This window comes from Streptomyces sp. NL15-2K (genome assembly GCF_030551255.1).
Classification (GTDB): domain Bacteria; phylum Actinomycetota; class Actinomycetes; order Streptomycetales; family Streptomycetaceae; genus Streptomyces.
The window spans coordinates 8,835,278-8,855,293 of record NZ_CP130630.1; the positions used below are offsets into that span (position 1 = coordinate 8,835,278).

Below are 20,016 nucleotides of genomic sequence, written 5' to 3' on the forward strand. Positions count from 1 at the left end.
AGGCACCACCATGACCGACCGGCCGGCACGTTCGCTCCAGGCCCTCATCGACGAGACCCCCGACCTCGTCGAGTACTTCTACAACGAATGCGCTGCTCCCCACTTCAGCCGGGCCGGAGTCGCCAAGACCGGCGCGCTGATTCCGCCTGCCTTCACCAACTGGCGCGACGAGCAGAGGGCCTGGGCCGAGACCACCGCGCTGTTCCACCAGTCCCATCACATGCCCGAGCTCTTCGTCGAAGGACCCGACGCCCTACGGCTGCTGGAACGGGTCGGTGTCAACACCTTCGGCAATTTCACCCTCGACCGCGCGAAGCAGTTCGTCGCGTGTACGCCGTCCGGCCATGTGATCGGCGACTCCATCGCCTACCGCATCGGCGAGGAGACGTACGAGCTCGTCAGCGGTATGCCGGTGCTCAACTGGGTGCAGTACCAGGCCGAGACCGGCGGGTACGACGTCAAGATCACCCGTGACAACCACTCCACCGCGAACCCGACCGGGCGTCGCGTCAACTTCCGGTTCCAGCTCGACGGACCCACCGCCGGAAAGACCTTCGCCGCGGCGATCGACGGCGACGTGCCCGACCTGGGGTTCTTCCGCACCGTCCGGGTGAAGATCGCGGGGGTCGACGTTCTGGTGCTGCGTCACGGAATGGCCGGCAACCAGGGGGTCGAACTGTCCGGGCCGTTCGAGGCGGAGAAGAAGGTGCGCGATCGCCTGCTCGAGGCGGGCGAGCCGTACGGGATCGTGCCCGTCGGCACCCAGGCCTACTTCAGCACGCCGATGTCGGGTGCCTGGATGCCCTACCCGGTGCCGGGCATCTTCAGCGGTGACGAGCTCCGCGACTACCGCGAATGGCTGCCGGCCGACACCTGGGAGGCCAGCACCCAACTCGGCGGCAGCTTCTACTCGGCGGACATCACCGACTACTACGTCACGCCGTACGACCTCGGCTACGGCCGGGTCGTCAAGTTCGACCACGACTTCATCGGCCGCGAGGCGCTCGAAGCGATCCGCCCCGAGCAGCGCCGCCAGAAGGTGGCCCTGGTGTGGGACCGGGAGGATGTGATGCGGATCCTCGGCTCCCAGTTCGGCGAGGGCCCGCGCTACAAGTCGCTGGACTTCCCGGTCGCGTACTACGCCTGGAACCAGTTCGACACGGTGACCGGAGCCGACGGCTCGACGGCCGGAGTCTCGTGCCACGCCGGCTATGTGAACCCCATCGGCGAGATGCTGTCGCTGGCCATGCTCTGCCCGGAGCACGCGACTCCTGGTACCGAGGTGACCATCACCTGGGGCGAGCCCAACGGAGGTTCGCGTAAGCCTCAGGTCGAACGCCACGAGCAGACGACCGTCCGCGCGACCGTTGCTCCCGCCCCCTACTCCCCCCAGGTGCAGCGCTCGATCCGAGCGGCACTCAGCGTCTGAACGAACCGCGTTGCGGGCTGGTGCCGACACTGCCCCGGCGTCGGCACCAGCCCGCCCTGCGAGTGAAGGAAGGCCATGGCCGTCGCCAGCAGATCATGGCGATGTTCGCCGCGGCCGACGCCCCGCTGCGGGCGCGGCAGGTGTGCGAGGCGATGGACCCTCGAGCGTGAGGCGGGCGTACGGCTGCTGCGCGAGGCGCCGTTCCGCGCCGAGTACGAGCTGATCTGGGCACTCGCAGCCCCGCGAGGGGCTGTGGGTGGGCACAACCCCACCACCGGGCCGCACGCGGCGACGAACCCCCCGGGGGCCCGGGGCGCGAGCCCCGGTTTCGGGAAGGGGCGGGATAAGGGGATCACCCACCCCCCCACCCCCCCACCGGGGCGGGCCGGGTACGTGGGGTTGCCGCCCGTTGTGCCCACCCTCCCCATAGCCTTACGACTCCTGACACAAAGAGGTTTCTGGACCTCTGGGAATGACGGTGTGTCAGTTCTCGTTGACGCTGGCTGAAGGGGGTACGAGCCAGCGTCAACGAGGAAGACCGCTGCCGGACCGTGGGAGATCGACGACGAGTTGGCGGCGCGCATCGAGCCGCTGCTGCCGGTCGTCCCGCGTAATTCGCGGCGTCCAGGTCTTAAGCGTCTGGATCGTCGCAAGGTGCTGTGCGGGATCCTGTTCGTGCTGTACACCGGGAATTCGCTGGGAGTTTCTGCCCCAGGAGCTGGGCTTCGTCGCAGCGCTGGCGGAGAGCGCTTTGGACGGGACGAGAGTGTGGGAGCCCTCCCGGGAGCACGGCTACCATGTCCGGCGCCACTTCTACGCCTCCGAGCAACTGGACGCCGGCGAGTCGGTGGTCTCCCTGGCCCGATGGCTCGGCCACTCGGACCCCGGGTTCACGCTCCGGAAGTACGCGCACTTCCTGCCCCGCGCGGGTGCCCGCGGCAGCTCCGCCATCGACGCGGTCTTCGCGTAGTCCGGACGATCGGCAGAAGCCCGGTCCTGGCCCAAATCCCCAGAGAAGTCCCAGAGGTGCCGCCGCACCCCCTCCTGACCCGCATCCACGCAGGTCAGACGGAGTGTGGCGGCATCCGTCATTCAGATGTCCCGGAAGATCTCGATCTGCGCCCCGATCGTGTTGAGACGCTCGGCGAGGTCCTCGTAACCGCGGTTGATGACGTACACATTGCGCAGCACGGACGTGCCCTCCGCCGCCATCATCGCCAGCAGGACGACCACGGCGGGCCGCAGCGCGGGCGGGCACATCATCTCGGCGGCCCTCCAGCGCGTCGGTCCTTCGACCAGCACCCGGTGCGGATCCAGGAGTTGGAGGCGGCCGCCCAGGCGGTTCAGGTCCGTCAGGTAGATCGCGCGGTTGTCGTAGACCCAGTCGTGGATCAGTGTCTTGCCCGAGGCGACCGCCGCGATGGCCGCGAAGAACGGGACGTTGTCGATGTTCAGGCCGGGGAACGGCATGGGGTGGATCTTGTCGATCGGCGCCTCCAGCTTGGAGGGCCGGACGGTGAGGTCCACCAGGCGTGTACGGCCGTTGTCGGCCCAGTACTCGGGCGTGCGGTCGTGGTCGAGGCCCATCTCCTCCAGCACCGCGAGCTCGATCTCCAGGAACTCGATCGGCACCCGGCGCACCGTCAGCTCCGACTCGGTGACGACGGCGGCGGCCAGCAGGCTCATCGCCTCGACCGGGTCCTCGGAGGGGGAGTAGTCGACGTCCACGTCGATGGTGGGCACGCCGTGCACCGTGAGGGTCGTCGTCCCGATGCCCTCGACCTTGACTCCCAGCGCCTCCAGGAAGAAACACAGGTCCTGGACCATGTAGTTGGAGGAGGCGTTGCGGATGACCGTGACGCCGTCGTGCCGGGCGGCGGCGAGCAGCGCGTTCTCGGTCACCGTGTCGCCGCGCTCGGTCAGCACGATCGGACGGCCGGGGCGGACCGACCGGTCGACCACGGCGTGGTACTGCCCCTCGGTTGCCGCGATGTCCAGCCCGAACCGGCGCAGCGCGATCATGTGCGGTTCGATGGTCCGCGTGCCGAGGTCGCAGCCGCCGGCGTACGGCAGCTTGAAGTGGTCCATGCGGTGCAGCAGCGGGCCGAAGAACATGATGATGGACCGCGTGCGTACGGCGGCCTCCGCGTCGATCGCCGCCATGTCCAGCTCGGCCGGCGGCACGATCTCCAGGTCGACGCCGTCGTTGATCCAGCGGGAGCGGACGCCGATGGAGTTGAGCACCTCCAGGAGGCGGTACACCTCCTCGATCCGGGCGACCCGGCGCAGCACCGTGCGCCCGCTGTTGAGCAGCGAGGCGCACAGCAGTGCCACGCACGCGTTCTTGCTCGTCTTCACGTCGATCGCGCCGGACAGCCGACGACCGCCGACCACCCGCAGATGCATCGGACCCGCGTAGCCCAGCGAGACGATTTCACTCTCCAGGGCTTCCCCGATGCGAGCGATCATCTCAAGGCTGATGTTTTGGTTGCCGCGTTCGATGCGATTGACGGCGCTCTGACTGGTGCCGAGCGCCTCGGCGAGCTGCGCCTGTGTCCAGCCCCGGTGCTGCCGGGCGTCACGGATGAGCTTGCCGATGCGTACGAGGTAGTCGTCTGCCATGAGGTTGAGGCTATCTCAGATATGAGATGGCACATCTCAGGGGGGTCCATTCGGGTGATGGACCGTCAATCGTGCCTGGTGAGACGCGGGTCGTCAGCGGCGCCTGGCGGTACGCGTGCGACGCCACCCGAAAGGTCCGGGCAAATCCACCGATGTCGTACGTCGCCCTGTGCTGCTATGGGTGTGCCGCGGCCCGTGCTTGCCGCCGCCGGTGGTGATGGACCAGGAGCGCCGATTGATGTTCAGCCGCACTCCGGGAAGGATTCGAAAACTCTTGCGGAACGTGAGGGGCATCGTGCCTCCTTTCGCCGGGCTCGACATGCGTGCCCTTCGCTGTCGGTTACCCCGAATGGGTGAACTGATGGGTGAACTCCACCGGTTCCCCTCACGCGCGGACCGGCCGTTCGAAGAACGTCTCCAGTACGACCGTCGCCTGAGTCCCACTCACACCCTCGATCGCGTAGAGCCGTCGCAGCACGTCCTGCAACCGCTCCGTCGTGGCCGTGCGCACCTTGACGAGGACGGAGGCGGTGCCCGCGATGGCGTGGGCCTCCTGGATCTCGGGGATGGCGGCGAAGGATGCGCTCGCGTCCCCCATCCAGGCCGACGAGTCGACCATGACGAAGGCGAGTACGCCCCGCCCGAGGGCGGCCGGGTCGACATCCACGGTCGTGCGGCGGATGACACCGCGTTCACGGAGCTTGCGTACACGGTCATGAGCCGCTCCGGCCGACAGACCGACCGCCCTGCCGAGTGCTGCGTAGGCCTGTGTGGCGTCGCGCTGCAGCTCCGCGATCAGTGCCCTGTCGATGTCGTCCACGATCTCCTTCGCCATCCCCATGCCTTCACCATATCTGGTTCGGACACACTATGATCACATCGAACGACATTCTGCTGAACTAGGAGAAGGGTTGGTCATGTCTGGTGAGATCCTCAAAAGTCTGTACGAGGTTCTGGATGAGCGCTTTCGTAAGTGCGCCGACGGCGACGCACGGCTCGAGCGGCTGCACGCCGACTGCCGCTGGGCCGAGGGGCCGCTCTACCTGCCCGCCTGGCGGCAGTTGATCTGGAGCGACATTCCCAACGACCGCCTGCTGCGCTGGGACGAGGCAACCGGCGCGATCGGCGTCTTCCGCTCCCCGGCCGGGTACGTCAACGGCAACACGCTCGACCGCGAGGGCCGACTGGTGAGCTGCGAGCAGGGCAACCGCCGGGTCACCCGCACCGAGCACGACGGCCGCGTCACCGTGCTCGCCGACCGCTTCGAGGGCAAGCGCCTCAACAGCCCGAACGACGCGGCCGTACGCTCCGACGGCTCGGTGTGGTTCACGGACCCGGACTTCGGGATCACCAGCGACTACGAGGGACACCGCGCCGAGAGCGAGATCGGCACCTGCGACGTCTATCGGATCGACCCCGTGACCGGCGGGGTGCACCGCGTCGCGGACGGTTTCGGCGGACCGAACGGCCTGGTCTTCTCGCGGGACGAAAGGCAGTTGTACGTCGCCGACACAAGAGCCGGACAGATCCGCGTCTTCGACGTGCGTCAGGACGGCACCCTCGCCAACGGCAAGGTCTTCGCCGAGCACACCGGCGGCTTCGACAACATCCGCCTCGACGACGAAGGGCGGCTGTGGGCCGCCGTGTTCGACGACGGCGTGCACTGCTACGACCCCGACGGCACCCTCATCGGAAGACTGCGCGTACCCGAGCCGGTCTCCAACGTCGCCTTCGGCGGCCCGAAGAACAACCGCCTGTTCATCACGGCGACGACCTCGCTGTACTCACTCGTGATGTCCGTGACGGGCCTGCCCCGGGTACGGTGACGGCCCGACTGAGATGGTGGGCCGGATGAAGACCCTGTCGCCTCGCGTCCTGCGCGCTCTCGAACGGTTCAACGCCGCCCACCCCTGGGATCACAACGCCCACTACCACCGCTGGATCCTGCGGCAGTTGCCGACACGCTTCCACCACGCCCTGGACATCGGCTCCGGCAGCGGCGACTTCGCAAGGCTTCTGGCGAGACGCGCCGCTGCCGTGACGGGAGTCGACTCCGATCCGGCGATCACCGCCCAGGCCCGGAAGCTGACGCCTGCCGCGCTCCCCGTGACCTTCACCGTGGCGGACGCGACAGCCGAGTTCCCCGCCGGCTCCTACGACGTCATCACGTGCGTCGCCACCATCCACCACCTGCCGTTCACCCAGACGCTCACCTGTATCCGCCGTCATCTGGCGCCGGGAGGAACCGTGGTGATCGTCGGACTGTTCCGCGCTCAGACCCCCGCGGACCACCTGCTCGGTGCTCTCGCCGTCCCGGCCAACGCGGCCATCGGCTGGCTGAAGAACAAGGGCCGCCGCTCGCCCCGGCCCCTCTCCATGACGGCCCCAACTCGCCCGGCCGACATGACCTTTGACGACATCGTCCGTGCCACCGCAGACGTACTCCCCGGCGCTCGGCTGCGACGACGGCTGTTCTGGCGCTATACGCTCGTATGGCACCACCGCTGAGCGCACTCTCATCGATGACGCCTCGGCTGCTCGGCCACCCGAGGCAACCCCGGTTCCGGGCCGCTGAAACCATCGTGAAACCGCGCTGAATGCACCCTGCCGCAACCTCTGCGGCATGACGACAACGACCCCGCACTCACTCGCCATCGCGGCCAAGGGGCTGCGCAAGGCCTACGGGGACAAGACGGTCCTCGACGGCATCGACCTGGCGGTGCCGGCCGGCACGGTCTTCTCCCTGCTCGGCCCGAACGGCGCCGGCAAGACCACCGCCGTCAAGATCCTCTCCACCCTCATCACCGCCGACGCCGGCGAACTGCACGTCGGCGGCCACGACCTGGCCACCCACCCGCAGGCCGTGCGCGCCGCGATCGGCGTCACCGGGCAGTTCTCCGCCGTCGACGGACTGATCACCGGCGAGGAGAACATGCTCCTCATGGCGGACCTGCACCACCTCTCCCGCGGCGAGGGCCGCCGCACCGCCGCCGAACTCCTCGAGCGCTTCGACCTGGTGGAGGCCGCGAAGAAGCCCGCCTCCACCTACTCCGGCGGCATGAAGCGCCGCCTCGACATCGCCATGACGCTGGTCGGCGATCCGCGGATCATCTTCCTCGACGAGCCCACCACCGGCCTCGACCCGCGCAGCCGCCACAACATGTGGGGGATCATCCGCGAACTGGTCTCCGGCGGCGTCACCGTCTTCCTCACCACCCAGTACCTGGAGGAGGCCGACGAACTCGCCGACCGCATCGCGGTGCTGAGCGACGGCAAGCTCGCCGCCGAGGGCAGCGCCGACGAGCTGAAGCGGCTCGTCCCGGGCGGGCACGTGCGGCTGCGGTTCGCCGACCCGGCCGCGTACCGGTCCGCCGCCGTCGCCCTGCGCGAGGCCACCCGGGACGACGAGGCGCTGTCGCTGCAGATCCCCAGCGACGGCAGCCAGCGCGAACTGCGCGCCATCCTCGACTGGCTGGACTCGGCAGGCGTCGAGGCGGACGAGCTGACCGTGCACACCCCCGACCTCGACGACGTGTTCTTCGCCCTCACCGGCACCGGCACCGTCCCCAACCAGCCCAAGGAGTCTGTCCGATGAGCGCCCTCTCCCTCGCCGTGCGCGACTCGTCCACGATGCTGCGCCGCAACCTTCTCCACGTCCGGCGCTACCCGTCCATGACCCTGAACCTGCTGCTCACGCCGATCATGCTGCTGCTGCTCTTCGTCTACATCTTCGGCGACGCGATGAGCGCGGGCATCGGTGGCGGCGGCGCCGACCGCTCCGACTACATCGCCTATCTCGTCCCGGGCCTCCTGCTGATGACCGTCGGCTCCACCGTGATCGGGGCCGCCATCTCCGTCTCCATGGACATGACCGAGGGCCTCCTCGCCCGCTTCCGCACGATGGCGGTCTACCGCGGGTCCGTGCTCGTCGGGCACGTCGTCGGCAGCGTGCTGCAGGTGCTCGCCAGCCTGGTCCTCGTCGGTGTCATCGCCGTGGCCATCGGCTTCCGGTCCACGGACGCCACGGCCCTGGAGTGGCTGGCGGCGTTCGGACTGATCGCGCTGTTCACCCTGGCGCTCACCTGGATCGCGGTCGGGATGGGCATGGCCAGCCCGAACCCCGAGGCGGCCGGCAACATGGCGACGCCGCTGATCCTCCTCCCGCTCATCTCGAGCGCCTTCGTCCCCATCGACGCGATCCCGGGCTGGTTCCAGCCCATCGCCGAGTACCAGCCGTTCACGCCGGCCATCGAGACCCTGCGCGGACTGCTGCTCGGCACCGAGATCGGCAACAACTGGTGGATCGCGATCGTCTGGTGCGTCGGCCTGACCGTGCTCGGCTACCGCTGGTCGACGTCGCTGTTCAACCGCGACCCGAAGTAACCGAGATGATCGCGCGGGTCGCCTCCCGCAACTCGTCCCGCCCCAGGGCGGCGTACTCCGACACCGCGTCGGCGTACGCCGCCCTGTCGGCCTCCTCGGCCGCCTTCCGGGCGCGGTCCGCCGACATCGTCGGCTGGAAATCGCGCATCACCCGCAGCCGTTGGGCCAATGCGATCATTCGTACGGCGGTGGCGTCGCCGGACGCGAGCCCCGCCATGCCGAGCGCGTGCAGCACCGTCCCGAGCACCGGGAGCTCCATGGGTGAGCCGGACGGACCGGAGAGCAGGGCCCGCAGCCCCTGCCGCAGCCGGTCGATCGGCTCCGCGACCAGCTCGAGACGCCCGGCGTGCGCGTGCGCCGTCACCGCCACCGACAGGATCTGCAGCACCCACCGGTCGAAGAAGGGGTCGCCGCCGTGTATCGAGCCGACTGCGGGCAGGGTCTGCACGGCGCTGCGCCACAAGCCGAGCCCGACCTCCGTCAGTCCGCGGGCGAGCGCGATCTCGGCGCGCCCGAGGAGCTCCATGCCGTAGTCGTCCTGCTGCGTGGTGTTGGCGCCCTCCGCCTGCCGCAGCCAGTACTCGGCCTCGTCGGGGTCGCCGCGCTGCAGGCAGGCGAGGACGAGGCCCCAGCGGACGCCGATGAGGTCGACGTGCTCGTCGCCGAGCCTCGGCAGCGCCTGGAGGGCCGCCTTGAGGTGTCCGTACGCGGCCTCGCCCTGCTCCGTCAGCAAGCACAGCTCGCTCAGCCGGGCGTGGCTCATGACTTGCAGGAACGGGTTGTCGACCGGCGCCAGTGCGGCGGTGATCCGCCGAGCCGAGGCGAGCGCGCGGTCGATGTCGTGCTCCGACTCCCAGACGTAGGTGGCGACGCACTCCGCGATGCCGGCGAGCAGCGGCTGCTCGCTCTCGCAGAGCTTGTGCAGCACTTCGTAGTCGGGCGGCAGCATCTCGGGGACCGCACTCAGCACCACCGCGATGGCGCGCAGCAGCGTGTCCGGCGGGGCCGGGGGCAGCCGCCGGAGGGTGACGAGCTGGCGTACGACGTGCGGGCCGTAGCCCATGAACAGGCTCGTCGTGCACAACACCGCGGCGGCGCGGGCGACTTCGACGTATTCGGGCTCGGGGTGGTAGTGCGACAGCGGCGGGCCGGTGTCCGCGGCGAGGGCGACGAGGCGGGGGTAGTTGGAACCGATGGACCACAGGGCGGCGAGGACGGCGGTGAGGGCGGCGATGGTGGGGCCGTCCGTACGGGCCAGGGCGTGCCGCAGGGCCAGCACGAGGTTGTCCTGCTCGGCCCTGATCCGCTCCGAGTCGGCCAGCGGCTGCGAGCCGAAGAGCCAGTCGTGGTACGCGACCCCGAAGTCCCGCGCCCAGGCGAGGAACCGACCGATGGTCTCGTCCTCCTCACCCGCCTCAGCGCACCGGGCCGCGCTGAACTCCCGTACGGTCTCCAGCATCCGGAACCGCACGCCGGCCGGAGTGTCGGCGACGGTGAGCAGCGACTGATCGGCCAACTGCTCCAGCAGAAGCAGCGCGTCCTGGCCCAGCACCTGCTCCGCCGCCTCGCCCGAGAAGCCGCCGGGAAAGACGGACAGCAGGCGCAGCGCCGCCCTGGCCTCCTCGTCGAGGAGGTTCCAGCTCCACTCCACGACCGCGTGCAGCGTACGGTGGCGCTCCGGCACGTCCCGTGCCCCGCCGCGCAGCAGCGCGAACCGGTCGCCGAGGCGGCGGGCTATCTCCGGCACCGACATCACCCGCACCCGCGCCGCGGCCAACTCCACGGCGAGCGGCAGCCCGTCGAGGTGGCGGCACAGTTCGGCCACCGCGTCCGGCGGCAGTTCCACGCCGGGCCGGGCGGCCCTGGCCCGCTGTGTGAACAGCTCGACCGAGGTGTCGAGACCGAGCTCCGGCAGCGCGTACACCGCCTCCGACGTGAGGCCCAGCGGGGCCCGGCTGGTGGCGAGCACCCGCAGGTCCTTCGAGGACGAGACCAGGGCCCGTACGAGGTCGGCGGCGCCGCGGACGACCTGCTCGCAGTTGTCCAGCGCCAGCAGCGCGGGTCCGGAGCCCAGCACGCCGAGGATGCCGGCTACCGGGTCGGCCGGGGCGTGGCCGCTGACGGCGCCGGGCCGGCCCTCGCCCGCCCCGAGCGCGGAGGCCACCTCCACGGCCACGTCCTCGTCCGCGGTGACGCCGGCGAGCGGCACGAAATGCACCACGCGCTGCTCGGCGAGGCGGCTGACGGCGTGTGCGAGCCGGGTCTTGCCGAGGCCGCCGGGGCCGACGACGGTGACGGCGCGGGAGGCGCCGAGCAGCCGCTCCACCGCCGCGATGTCCTCGTCCCGTCCCAGCAGCGGGTTCGGCTCGTGCGGCACGCCGTGCCTGACCACGGGCGCCTCGCCGCGCAGCAGCTCCTGCTGTACGGCTTTGAGCCCGCGGCCCGGATCCGTGCCGAGTTCGTCGCGCAGCTCACGGCGGTACGCCTCGTACCGCGCCAGCGCGGCGGACGGGCCCGCCGTCGCCGCCTCGCCCCGCAGCAGCTCGGCGAGCACCTCCTCGTCGCGCGGATGCTCCGCGGCGGCCACGGCCAGCGGACCGGCCGCCTCCGCGTGCCGCCCCAGCCGGGCGAGAGCGAGCGCCCGCGCGCGCACGAGCGTGCGGTGGACGGGGGCGCGCTCGATGCGTAACGCGGCTACGGGGTCGTCGGTGTCACCGGCCTCGTCAGGGGTGCCCTCCCACAGCGCGAGCCCGGCCTCGGCCGCGGCCAGCGATCCCGCGTGGTCCCCGGCCCTGGCCCGGTCCGCGCTCGCGGCGGCGTGCAGCAGCAGGGCCGAGCTGTCGACCTGATCCTCGGCGAGGGTGAGCCGGTACCCGGTCGGCGTGCTGGCGATGACGTCGGCGCCCAACTGCGCCCGCGCCCTGGACACCAGGACCTGCACCGCCTTCGCCGGCCGCTCCGGCAACTCGTCCGGCCACAGCCCTTCCACCAGCCGCTCGGTGCTGCAGCCCGTGCGCAAGTCGCCGGCGAGCAGCGCGAGGAGGTCGCGGAGCCGGGGCGCGGTGACCTCCTGTCCGCGATGGGCGACACGCGGCAGCAGGGTCAGGTCGGTAGTCACCCGTGCAGATTAGGGCCTGTCCGGCGGATCAGGTCGCAGGAAATCGGCGGCGACTGATGAACGCAGGTGAGCGGGGGCGATGGGGGTGCCCCCGCGCGAGTGTGTTCGAGCGTGGGGGAGAGTGACGACAACGCGGCAGATGGGCGTGCCAGGCCCCGCGTCTGCGGCATGATCCGCCGGACAGGCCCTAGCCAAGGGGGCGTCCGCCCGAGCTCCCTCCCGCGGGCCGAGGGGCGGTGGCCCTGGCCTGGATGCCGTCGAGGAGGTAGTCGAGGCCGAGTGTGAAGGTGGTGTCCCAGTCGTTGCCGATGAGTGGGCCGTGGGCGGCAAGGGTCGGGTAGCGATCGCGCTGGGCCTGGAGATGTTCCTGGGCGGCTCTACGTGCCGGCTCTTCGTCGCCGGCCTGCCAGGTGCCCTGCATGAGGGCGGAGCCGATCACGTAGTTGGACAGCCCGTAGGCCGCGGCGGTCAGGTGCGGTTCGGTGAAGCCGGCAGTGACCAGAGCGGCGTGCAGGAACTCGCTGCGGGCCAGGACGTTGGGGCCCATCAGCGGGCGGCCCAGCAGGGTCGTGGACCAGGGATGGCCGAGGAGGGCTGACCGCCATCTGGTGATCAGGGTGGTGATGTCCTCACGCCAGTGGCGGGATGGGCCGCCGTGCGGGATCTCGACTTCGTCGAAGATCTGGTCGAGGGCGAGATCGAGAACGTCGTCCTTGGTCTTGACGTGCCAGTACAGCGTGGTGGAGCCGGTGCCGAGGCGCTCGGCGAGCCGTCGCATGGTCAGCCGCCCGACGCCTTCCTCGTCCAGCAGAGCCACCGCTTCCGCGACGATCCGGTCCCGGCTGAGCGGGGGCGTTTCGCGTTGCGCCCGTGAAGGCCTGAGCCACACGTTTCCGGCTGTTCCTCGTCCTGCGTCGCTCGTGTCCACGGAGGCGAGTCTAGTATGTTGATCGAGCACCGGATCGACGATCCAGTCACTAGAACGTCGGTCCGGTCGGCGGTGGAGGCGGAGACGGAGGCATTCGAGGAGGCGGGGCGTCATGGGCCATATCGAAGTGGACCGCTTGACCTATCTGCTGCCTGACGGGCGGCTGCTGCTCAACGAGGTGTCCTTTCGGATCGGCGACGGGTCCAAGGCGGGGCTTGTCGGGCCGAACGGCGCCGGCAAGACCACGCTGCTGCGGCTGATCGCCGGGGATGTCCGGCCGGATGACGGAAGGGTGGTCCAGTCCGGCGGGCTCGGCGTGATGCGGCAGTTCATCGGCAGTGTCCGCGACGGTCGGACCCTCCACGACCTGCTGTTGTCGGTGGCACCGGACCGGGTGCGCGTGGCGGCCGCCGGGCTGGTGGCGGCTGAGTCGGCGTTGGTGGAGCGCGATGAGGAGCAGACCCAACTCGCCTACGCTCAGGCGATCACCGACTACAGCGATGCCGGCGGTTACGACATGGAGGTGGTCTGGGACACCTGCGCCACCGCGGCCTTGGGACTGTCCTATGACGAGGTCCGTCACCGGCCGGTGAACACCCTGTCGGGCGGCGAGCAGAAGCGGACCGTCCTGGAAGCCCTGCTGCGCGGCCCGGACCAGGTCCTGCTCCTTGACGAGCCGGACAACTACCTGGACGTGCCCGGCAAACAGTGGCTGGAGGAGCAGCTCCGGGCCACCGGAAAGACGGTGCTGCTGGTCTCCCACGACCGGCAGCTGCTGGCCAACGCGGCCGACCGGATCGTGACGGTCGAGTCGCGTGGGGCCTGGGTCCACGGCGGGGGCTTCGACAGCTACGCCCAGGGCCGCCGGGACCGTATCGCCCGGCTGGAGGAGCGCCGCCGCCGCTGGGACGAGGAACACGCCCGGCTCAAGCACCTGGTGCACAGCCTGCGCCAGACCGCGACCAACAACGACTCGGTGGCCTCCGCCTACCGAGCCGCCCGCACCCGCCTGAGCAGATTCGAGGAGGCAGGCCCGCCCGAGCGCCCGCCCAAGGAGCAGAACGTGCGGATGCGGCTGCGCGGCGGCCGCACCGGCAAACGCGCGGTCATCTGCGACAGCCTGGAGCTGACCGGTCTGATGCGGCCGTTCGACACCGAGATCTGGTACGGCGAGCGGGTGGGCGTGCTCGGCTCCAACGGCTCGGGCAAGTCCCACTTCCTCCGACTGCTGGCCGAGGCCGCGGACGGTGCTGTGCCCTCACTGCGGCACACGGGCTCGGTACGACTGGGCGCGCGGGTCGTGCCCGGCCACTTCGTACAGACCCACACCCGACCTGACCTGCACGGCCGTACCCCCGCCGAACTCGTGACGAGCCACCACTCGCTGACCTTGAACGAGGCGATGGCCGCCCTCGCCCGCTACGAACTCGCCCCGGCCGGCAGCCAGCTCTTCGAAACCCTGTCGGGCGGCCAGCAGGCCCGGCTGCAGATCCTGCTCCTCGAACTGTCCGGCGCGACGCTGCTTTTGCTCGATGAGCCCACCGACAACCTCGACCTGGCCAGTGCCGAGGCCCTCCAGCAGGGCCTGGCCGCCTTCTCCGGCACGGTCCTGGCCGTCACCCACGACCGTTGGTTCGCCGCGGACTTCGACCGCTTCCTCATCTTCGGCGCCGACGGCACCGTCTACGAGAGCGCCGAGCCGGTCTGGGACGAAGGTCGGGTCGACCGAGACGGTCCACGGAGACATCACAGGGAGGCCGGGCATGACCAACCCGGCCCCATGTACTAGAGTTATCTCGACATCGAGATATCTGCCGAGGCGTACCGCAGCCGCCCGCCGTGATCAGTCTGGCAGTAAGGCATGCCTAACTTAGCCTTACCTTAGCGGATCGGCCAAGAGGGCGTGGCGGCAGGATGCGGTGGTAAGCGCACAGAAATAAAGGAGACTGTCGTGTCGGCGAACAGCTTCGACGCCCGCAGCACGCTGCAGGTGGGCGACGAGTCGTACGAGATCTTCCGCCTGGACAAGGTGGAGGGCTCGGCCCGGCTCCCCTACAGCCTGAAGGTCCTGCTGGAGAACCTGCTCCGCACGGAGGACGGCGCGAACATCACCGCCGACCACATCCGCGCCCTTGGCGGCTGGGACTCGCAGGGCCAGCCGTCGCAGGAGATCCAGTTCACGCCGGCCCGCGTGATCATGCAGGACTTCACCGGCGTGCCCTGTGTCGTGGACCTCGCCACCATGCGTGAGGCCGTCAAGGAGCTCGGCGGCGACCCGGCGAAGGTCAACCCGCTCTCCCCGGCCGAGCTGGTCATCGACCACTCCGTCATCGCCGACAAGTTCGGCACCAACGAGGCCTTCGCGCAGAACGTCGAGCTGGAGTACGGCCGCAACCGCGAGCGCTACCAGTTCCTGCGCTGGGGCCAGACCGCCTTCGACGACTTCAAGGTCGTCCCGCCCGGCACCGGCATCGTCCACCAGGTGAACATCGAGCACCTGGCGCGCACGGTCATGGTCCGGGGCGGCCAGGCGTACCCCGACACGCTCGTCGGCACCGACTCGCACACCACCATGGTCAACGGCCTCGGCGTCCTCGGCTGGGGCGTCGGCGGCATCGAGGCCGAGGCCGCGATGCTCGGCCAGCCCGTCTCGATGCTCATCCCGCGCGTCGTCGGCTTCAAGCTCACCGGCGAGCTCACGCCCGGCACCACCGCCACCGACCTGGTGCTGACCATCACCGAGATGCTCCGCAAGCACGGCGTAGTCGGCAAGTTCGTCGAGTTCTACGGCGAGGGCGTGGCCGCCACCTCCCTCGCCAACCGCGCCACCATCGGCAACATGTCGCCGGAGTTCGGCTCCACCGCCGCGATCTTCCCGATCGACGCCGAGACCATCAAGTACCTGAAGCTGACCGGCCGCAGCGAGCAGCAGCTGGCGCTCGTCGAGGCGTACGCCAAGGAGCAGGGCCTCTGGCTCGACCCGGCCGCCGAGCCCGACTTCTCGGAGAAGCTGGAGCTCGACCTCTCCACCGTCGTCCCCTCCATCGCCGGCCCGAAGCGCCCGCAGGACCGGATCGTCCTCGCGAACGCCGCCGAGCAGTTCAAGCAGGACGTCCGCAACTACGTCAACGACGAGTACGAGGCGAGCAAGGAGTCCTTCCCGAGCTCCGACGCCCCCTCGTCGATCCCGAACGGCGCCCCCTCCCGCCCGGTCACCGTCACCGCCCCCGACGGCTCGACCTACACGCTGGACCACGGTGCCGTGACCGTCGCGGCCATCACCTCCTGCACCAACACCTCCAACCCGTACGTCATGGTCGCCGCCGCGCTCGTCGCGAAGAAGGCCGTGGAGAAGGGCCTGACCCGCAAGCCGTGGGTCAAGACCACCCTCGCCCCGGGTTCGAAGGTCGTCACCGACTACTTCGACAAGGCGGGCCTCACCCCGTACCTCGACAAGGTCGGCTTCAACCTCGTCGGCTACGGCTGCACCACCTGCATCGGCAACTCCGGCCCGCTGCCGGACGAGGTGTCCAAGGCCGTCAACGACCACGACCTCGCGGTCACCTCGGTCCTCTCCGGCAACCGGAACTTCGAGGGCCGTATCAACCCCGACGTCAAGATGAACTACCTGGCCTCCCCGCCGCTGGTCGTCGCGTACGCCCTCGCGGGCTCCATGAAGGTGGACATCACCAAGGACGCGCTCGGCACGGACCAGGAGGGCAAGCCGGTCTTCCTGTCCGACATCTGGCCGTCCGAGGCCGAGGTCAACGACGTCGTGGCGAACGCCATCGGCGAGGACATGTTCAACAAGTCCTACTCCGACGTCTTCGCCGGCGACGCCCAGTGGCAGGCGCTGCCGATCCCGACGGGCAACACCTTCGAGTGGGACGCGGAGTCGACGTACGTCCGCAAGCCCCCGTATTTCGAGGGCATGACGATGGAGACCACCCCGGTCTCCGACATCGCGGGCGCGCGCGTCCTCGCCAAGCTGGGCGACTCGGTCACCACCGACCACATCTCCCCGGCCGGCGCGATCAAGGCCGACACCCCGGCCGGCAAGTACCTCACGGAGCACGGCGTCGAGCGCCGCGACTTCAACAGCTACGGCTCGCGCCGCGGCAACCACGAGGTCATGATCCGCGGCACGTTCGCCAACATCCGCCTGCGCAACCAGATCGCGCCGGGCACCGAAGGCGGCTACACCCGCGACTTCACCCAGGACGGCGCGCCGGTCTCCTTCATCTACGACGCCTCGCGCAACTACATCGAGCAGGGCATCCCGCTGGTCGTCCTGGCCGGCAAGGAGTACGGCTCCGGCTCGTCCCGCGACTGGGCGGCCAAGGGCACGGCCCTCCTCGGCGTCAAGGCCGTCATCGCCGAGTCGTACGAGCGCATCCACCGCTCGAACCTCATCGGCATGGGTGTTCTGCCGCTCCAGTTCCCGGAGGGCCAGTCCGCCGAGTCCCTCGGCCTGACCGGCGAGGAGACCTTCTCCTTCACCGGCGTCGAAGAGCTGAACAACGGCACCACGCCGCGCACGGTCAAGGTCACCACCGACACCGGCGTCGAGTTCGACGCGGTCGTCCGCATCGACACCCCCGGTGAGGCCGACTACTACCGCAACGGCGGCATCATGCAGTACGTGCTGCGCAGCCTGATCCGCAAGTAACCCGAGTAACCCAAGTAAGCGGTACGGCAGGGCGGTTGAGGGCCGCATCCCCGGTGGCGGGGGTGCGGCCCTTCGTCGTACCCCGTTGTCGTACCCCATTGCCGTATGCGTCCCGAACCGGCCGCGTCCGCGGCAGCTCCCTCCGCACCCGCCTGCTGCTCCCAGCAGGCGGCAATTGGCAGATCTGTTCCACCGACACGATCGCGTGACCTGCGGTTTTCCCTCGCGGGGGTGGAACAGATCTGCCAATTGCCGCTTGGGCAGGCGGGCCGCCACGGGGGGCGGGGGCGGGGGGTGTGCGGTGGGCGTTTACAAGTGGGCCGGGTAGCGCTAGCTTCCCGGGATAGAGGGGTGGGAGCGCTCCCATCGAGGTGGACCGGAACCTGTCGCGGTGGCCGCTCCCGCCCCCGTCTCCCTACACGCGTCCACGCGTGCGCATCCGCACGGCCCGTACCTCAAGGAACGGACTGGACTGTCATGATCATGACAAAAACCTCGGTGTCCCCGGACTCCCCGAGACGATTACTGGCCCCCACCCGCGCCAGATCCCTCTTCCTCGTCCTGGTGGCCCTGTTCGCCACCATCCCGGCGCTCAGCCTCGTCGTCACGACAGGCGGCGAGGCGGAGGCCCACGGCACCCCGATGAAGCCCGGCAGCCGTACCTTCCTGTGCTGGCAGGACGGTCTGACCGACACCGGCGAGATCAAGCCGGTCAACCCGGCCTGCAAGAACGCGCAGCAGGTCAGCGGCACCACGCCGTTCTACAACTGGTTCTCGGTGCTGCGCTCGGACGGCGCCGGCCGCACCCGCGGCTTCGTACCGGACGGCCAGCTGTGCAGCGGCGGCAACACCAACTTCACCGGCTTCAACGCGCCCCGCGACGACTGGCCGCTCACCCACCTCACCTCGGGCGCGACGGTCGACTTCTCCTACAACGCCTGGGCCGCGCATCCGGGTTGGTTCTACGTCTACATCACCAAGGACGGCTTCGACCCCAAGAAGACGCTCACTTGGGACGACATGGAGTCGCAGCCGTTCCTGAGCGTCGACCACCCGCCGCTCAACGGCAGTCCGGGCACGGTCGAGGCCAACTACTCCTGGACCGGCAAGCTCCCGGCCGACAAGTCCGGGCGGCACATCATCTACATGGTCTGGCAGCGCTCGGACAGCCAGGAGACCTTCTACTCCTGCTCCGACGTCGTCTTCGACGGCGGAAACGGCGAGGTCACCGGCATCCACGACCCGGGCAACCCGAACGAGCCGGTGCCGGGCACCTGCACGGCCACCCGTAGGACGACCGGCAGTTGGAACGGCGGCTACCAGTCCGAGGTGACCGTCACCAACTCCGGCGACGTCCCGATGCTCGGCTGGATGGTCGACTGGACGCTGCCGAGCGGCCAGAAGGTCGAGAGCCTGTGGAGCGGCAACGCGACCTACACCGGGCAGAACGTCATGGTCCACAATGCCAACTGGAACGGCTCGCTGGATCCGGGGAAGAGTACGACGTTCGGCTACGTCGTCTCCGGCTCGGGCGGTGATACGGCGACGAGCCTGCCCTGCCGGGTCGGCTGAACGGCCGGACGGAAACTCATCTCAGCGGACCCGGTGGCGCAGCGCCCACCGGGTCCGCGCCTGTTCATCGGGTCCGCGCCTGTTCATCGGGTCCGCGCCTGTTCATCGGGTCCGCGCCTGTTCATCGGGTCCGCGCCTGTTCATCGGGTCCGCGCCTGTTCATCGGGTCCGCACCTGTTCATCGGGTCCGCACCTGTTCACCGGGTCCGCACCTGTTCACGTCGGCCCTGGGCGGCCGAACACCCCCGCCAGCCAGTCCAGTTGGCGCCGTACGTGCACCGCGTCCCCGCCCTCGTGCCCGTTGTACGGATAAGCATGGATTTCCTTGCGGGGGGCGGTGTCCGTCAGTTCCCCGTACCGGTTGAACGCCGCGTACGCCCCGCTCGGCGGGCACACCGTGTCGCGCAGGCCCACCCCGAAGTGGGCGGGGGCCTGCGCGCGCCGGGCGAAGGAGATGCCCTCCAGGTAGGAGAGCGTGCGGTACGCGGCCTGCTCGGCGCCCCGGCGCACCGACAGATACGCGGTGATCTCGCCGTACGGGCTCGCGTCGGTGAGGTCCAGCGCGCGCCGGATGCCGCACAGCAGCGGCGCGGTGATCAGTGCCGCCGCCAGGTCGGGGACCAGTCCGGCGGCGGCCAGGGCGAGGCCGCCGCCCTGGCTGTTCCCGACGGCCGCGATCCGTGAACCGTCCACCCCCGGCAGCGCGCGCACCGCCGCCACCGCCCGTACCGCGTCCGTGATCAGGCGCCGGTAGTGGTGGTCCCGCGGGGCGAGCAGGCCCCGTACTGCCGGGCCCGGGCCGCCCGGCGCGCCGGCGTGCGGGTCCGGGGTGTCGCCGCCGCAGCCGTACTGGTCGCCCTGGCCGCGGTTGTCCATCAGCAGGTGCGCGTACCCGGCGTTCACCCAGGTCAGCCGCTCGTGCGGGAGGCCGCGCCCGCGCCCGTAGCCCGCGTACTCGACGACCGCAGGCAGCGGCTCGCGTACCCCCGCCGGGCGGGTGTACCAGGCGCGGACCGGGTCGCCGGCGAAGCCGCGGAAGGTCACGTCCCAGGTGTCCGTGAGCCGTAGGCCGGACGCGACCGGCCGCACCGAGGACACCGGCTCCGTCTGCCCGGCCTCCTTCAGCGTGCCCCGCCAGAACTCGTCGAAGTCGGCGGGCTCTTCGGGCTCCGGTCGGTAGTGCTCGAGCTCCTTCAATGGCAGGTCGAACGCGGGCACGGCGGCACCTCACAGGCGTCAACGGGGCGGCTCGGTCCGATCGTTGCGGTCGCTGAGCAGAAAGTTCCGGTGTGACC

Annotated in this window: 15 protein-coding genes and 1 pseudogene; 10 read left to right on the forward strand and 6 right to left on the reverse strand. The window is 69.9% G+C overall.

From position 1 onward, the window contains the following. Positions 1-10: 10 nt before the first annotated feature. The 3 genes and pseudogenes from Q4V64_RS39630 to Q4V64_RS39640 all read left to right on the forward strand — a co-directional run bounded on the left by Q4V64_RS39630 (position 11) and on the right by Q4V64_RS39640 (position 2,399). Positions 11-1,429, forward strand: coding sequence for an aminomethyltransferase family protein (locus tag Q4V64_RS39630; protein WP_124438599.1), 1,419 nt, complete (start codon positions 11-13; stop codon positions 1,427-1,429). Positions 1,430-1,987: 558 nt separating this feature from the next. Continuing rightward, a pseudogene (locus Q4V64_RS39635) lies at positions 1,988-2,156 on the forward strand (transposase); the annotation flags it as partial. 24 nt (positions 2,157-2,180) lie between these two features. Next, positions 2,181-2,399 carry a hypothetical protein gene (locus Q4V64_RS39640; RefSeq protein ID WP_253266828.1) on the forward strand — a complete coding sequence of 73 codons (219 nt, stop codon included), beginning with the start codon at positions 2,181-2,183 and terminating at the stop codon, positions 2,397-2,399. Positions 2,400-2,521: 122 nt separating this feature from the next. Here Q4V64_RS39640 and Q4V64_RS39645 read toward each other — a convergent pair whose 3' ends face one another. From Q4V64_RS39645 to Q4V64_RS39650, 3 genes are all read right to left on the reverse strand, one after another. Next, entirely contained in the window at positions 2,522-4,051 is a 1,530-nt protein-coding gene (locus tag Q4V64_RS39645) for a UDP-N-acetylglucosamine 1-carboxyvinyltransferase (protein ID WP_124438597.1), read from the reverse strand. Positions 4,052-4,144: 93 nt separating this feature from the next. Further along, positions 4,145-4,345: a DUF4236 domain-containing protein gene (locus tag Q4V64_RS55525; RefSeq protein ID WP_124438596.1), complete on the reverse strand. Its 201-nt coding sequence runs from the start codon at positions 4,343-4,345 to the stop codon at positions 4,145-4,147. Positions 4,346-4,436: 91 nt separating this feature from the next. Beyond that, positions 4,437-4,871, reverse strand: a complete 435-nt coding sequence (locus tag Q4V64_RS39650; RefSeq protein ID WP_124438598.1) for an Lrp/AsnC family transcriptional regulator — start codon at positions 4,869-4,871, stop codon at positions 4,437-4,439. A 97-nt stretch (positions 4,872-4,968) separates the two neighbouring features. Here Q4V64_RS39650 and Q4V64_RS39655 point away from each other — a divergent pair, with 97 nt between their 5' ends. The 4 genes from Q4V64_RS39655 (at position 4,969) to Q4V64_RS39670 (ending at position 8,434) form a co-directional block, all read left to right on the forward strand. After that, the gene (locus tag Q4V64_RS39655; protein WP_124438595.1) at positions 4,969-5,877 is read left to right on the forward strand and encodes an SMP-30/gluconolactonase/LRE family protein; all 909 of its coding nucleotides are present in this window, start codon (positions 4,969-4,971) and stop codon (positions 5,875-5,877) included. Between the two features lie 25 nt (positions 5,878-5,902). Then, the gene (locus Q4V64_RS39660) at positions 5,903-6,559 is read left to right on the forward strand and encodes a class I SAM-dependent methyltransferase (RefSeq protein WP_124438594.1); all 657 of its coding nucleotides are present in this window, start codon (positions 5,903-5,905) and stop codon (positions 6,557-6,559) included. Between the two features lie 115 nt (positions 6,560-6,674). Beyond that, the gene (locus Q4V64_RS39665; RefSeq protein ID WP_124438593.1) at positions 6,675-7,646 is read left to right on the forward strand and encodes an ATP-binding cassette domain-containing protein; all 972 of its coding nucleotides are present in this window, start codon (positions 6,675-6,677) and stop codon (positions 7,644-7,646) included. Then, on the forward strand, positions 7,643-8,434 hold the full coding sequence (locus tag Q4V64_RS39670) for an ABC transporter permease (RefSeq protein WP_124438592.1): 792 nt from the start codon (positions 7,643-7,645) through the stop codon (positions 8,432-8,434). The genes Q4V64_RS39665 and Q4V64_RS39670 overlap by 4 nt, the downstream gene beginning before the upstream one ends. On the opposite strand, the gene Q4V64_RS39675 is transcribed toward Q4V64_RS39670, so the two are convergent. Both Q4V64_RS39675 and Q4V64_RS39680 read right to left on the reverse strand, forming a co-directional pair. Continuing rightward, the gene (locus tag Q4V64_RS39675) at positions 8,415-11,552 is read right to left on the reverse strand and encodes a BTAD domain-containing putative transcriptional regulator (protein ID WP_124438591.1); all 3,138 of its coding nucleotides are present in this window, start codon (positions 11,550-11,552) and stop codon (positions 8,415-8,417) included. The two genes, Q4V64_RS39670 and Q4V64_RS39675, sit on opposite strands and share 20 nt — an antisense overlap. A gap of 187 nt (positions 11,553-11,739) precedes the next feature. Next, positions 11,740-12,480: a TetR/AcrR family transcriptional regulator gene (locus Q4V64_RS39680; RefSeq protein ID WP_253266827.1), complete on the reverse strand. Its 741-nt coding sequence runs from the start codon at positions 12,478-12,480 to the stop codon at positions 11,740-11,742. A gap of 112 nt (positions 12,481-12,592) precedes the next feature. Here Q4V64_RS39680 and Q4V64_RS39685 point away from each other — a divergent pair, with 112 nt between their 5' ends. The 3 genes from Q4V64_RS39685 (at position 12,593) to Q4V64_RS39695 (ending at position 18,721) form a co-directional block, all read left to right on the forward strand. Beyond that, entirely contained in the window at positions 12,593-14,269 is a 1,677-nt protein-coding gene (locus Q4V64_RS39685; protein ID WP_124438589.1) for an ATP-binding cassette domain-containing protein, read from the forward strand. Between the two features lie 162 nt (positions 14,270-14,431). Continuing rightward, positions 14,432-17,149: an aconitate hydratase AcnA gene (acnA, locus tag Q4V64_RS39690; RefSeq protein WP_124438588.1), complete on the forward strand. Its 2,718-nt coding sequence runs from the start codon at positions 14,432-14,434 to the stop codon at positions 17,147-17,149. Positions 17,150-17,626: 477 nt separating this feature from the next. Then, positions 17,627-18,721, forward strand: coding sequence for a lytic polysaccharide monooxygenase (locus Q4V64_RS39695; RefSeq protein ID WP_124438584.1), 1,095 nt, complete (start codon positions 17,627-17,629; stop codon positions 18,719-18,721). A gap of 216 nt (positions 18,722-18,937) precedes the next feature. Here Q4V64_RS39695 and Q4V64_RS39700 read toward each other — a convergent pair whose 3' ends face one another. Then, positions 18,938-19,939: an acetylxylan esterase gene (locus Q4V64_RS39700; RefSeq protein ID WP_124438583.1), complete on the reverse strand. Its 1,002-nt coding sequence runs from the start codon at positions 19,937-19,939 to the stop codon at positions 18,938-18,940. Positions 19,940-20,016: the final 77 nt, after the last annotated feature.

What these genes read in the sequence shown, in the direction of transcription:
- Q4V64_RS39630 (WP_124438599.1), top strand. Translation starts at nt 11, where the DNA reads ATGACCGACCGGCCGGCACGTTCGCTCCAGGCCCTCATCGACGAGACC.
- Q4V64_RS39645 (WP_124438597.1), bottom strand. Translation starts at nt 4,051, where the DNA reads ATGGCAGACGACTACCTCGTACGCATCGGCAAGCTCATCCGTGACGCC.
- Q4V64_RS55525 (WP_124438596.1), bottom strand. Translation starts at nt 4,345, where the DNA reads ATGCCCCTCACGTTCCGCAAGAGTTTTCGAATCCTTCCCGGAGTGCGG.
- Q4V64_RS39655 (WP_124438595.1), top strand. Translation starts at nt 4,969, where the DNA reads ATGTCTGGTGAGATCCTCAAAAGTCTGTACGAGGTTCTGGATGAGCGC.
- Q4V64_RS39660 (WP_124438594.1), top strand. Translation starts at nt 5,903, where the DNA reads ATGAAGACCCTGTCGCCTCGCGTCCTGCGCGCTCTCGAACGGTTCAAC.
- Q4V64_RS39665 (WP_124438593.1), top strand. Translation starts at nt 6,675, where the DNA reads ATGACGACAACGACCCCGCACTCACTCGCCATCGCGGCCAAGGGGCTG.
- Q4V64_RS39670 (WP_124438592.1), top strand. Translation starts at nt 7,643, where the DNA reads ATGAGCGCCCTCTCCCTCGCCGTGCGCGACTCGTCCACGATGCTGCGC.
- Q4V64_RS39685 (WP_124438589.1), top strand. Translation starts at nt 12,593, where the DNA reads ATGGGCCATATCGAAGTGGACCGCTTGACCTATCTGCTGCCTGACGGG.
- Q4V64_RS39695 (WP_124438584.1), top strand. Translation starts at nt 17,627, where the DNA reads ATGATCATGACAAAAACCTCGGTGTCCCCGGACTCCCCGAGACGATTA.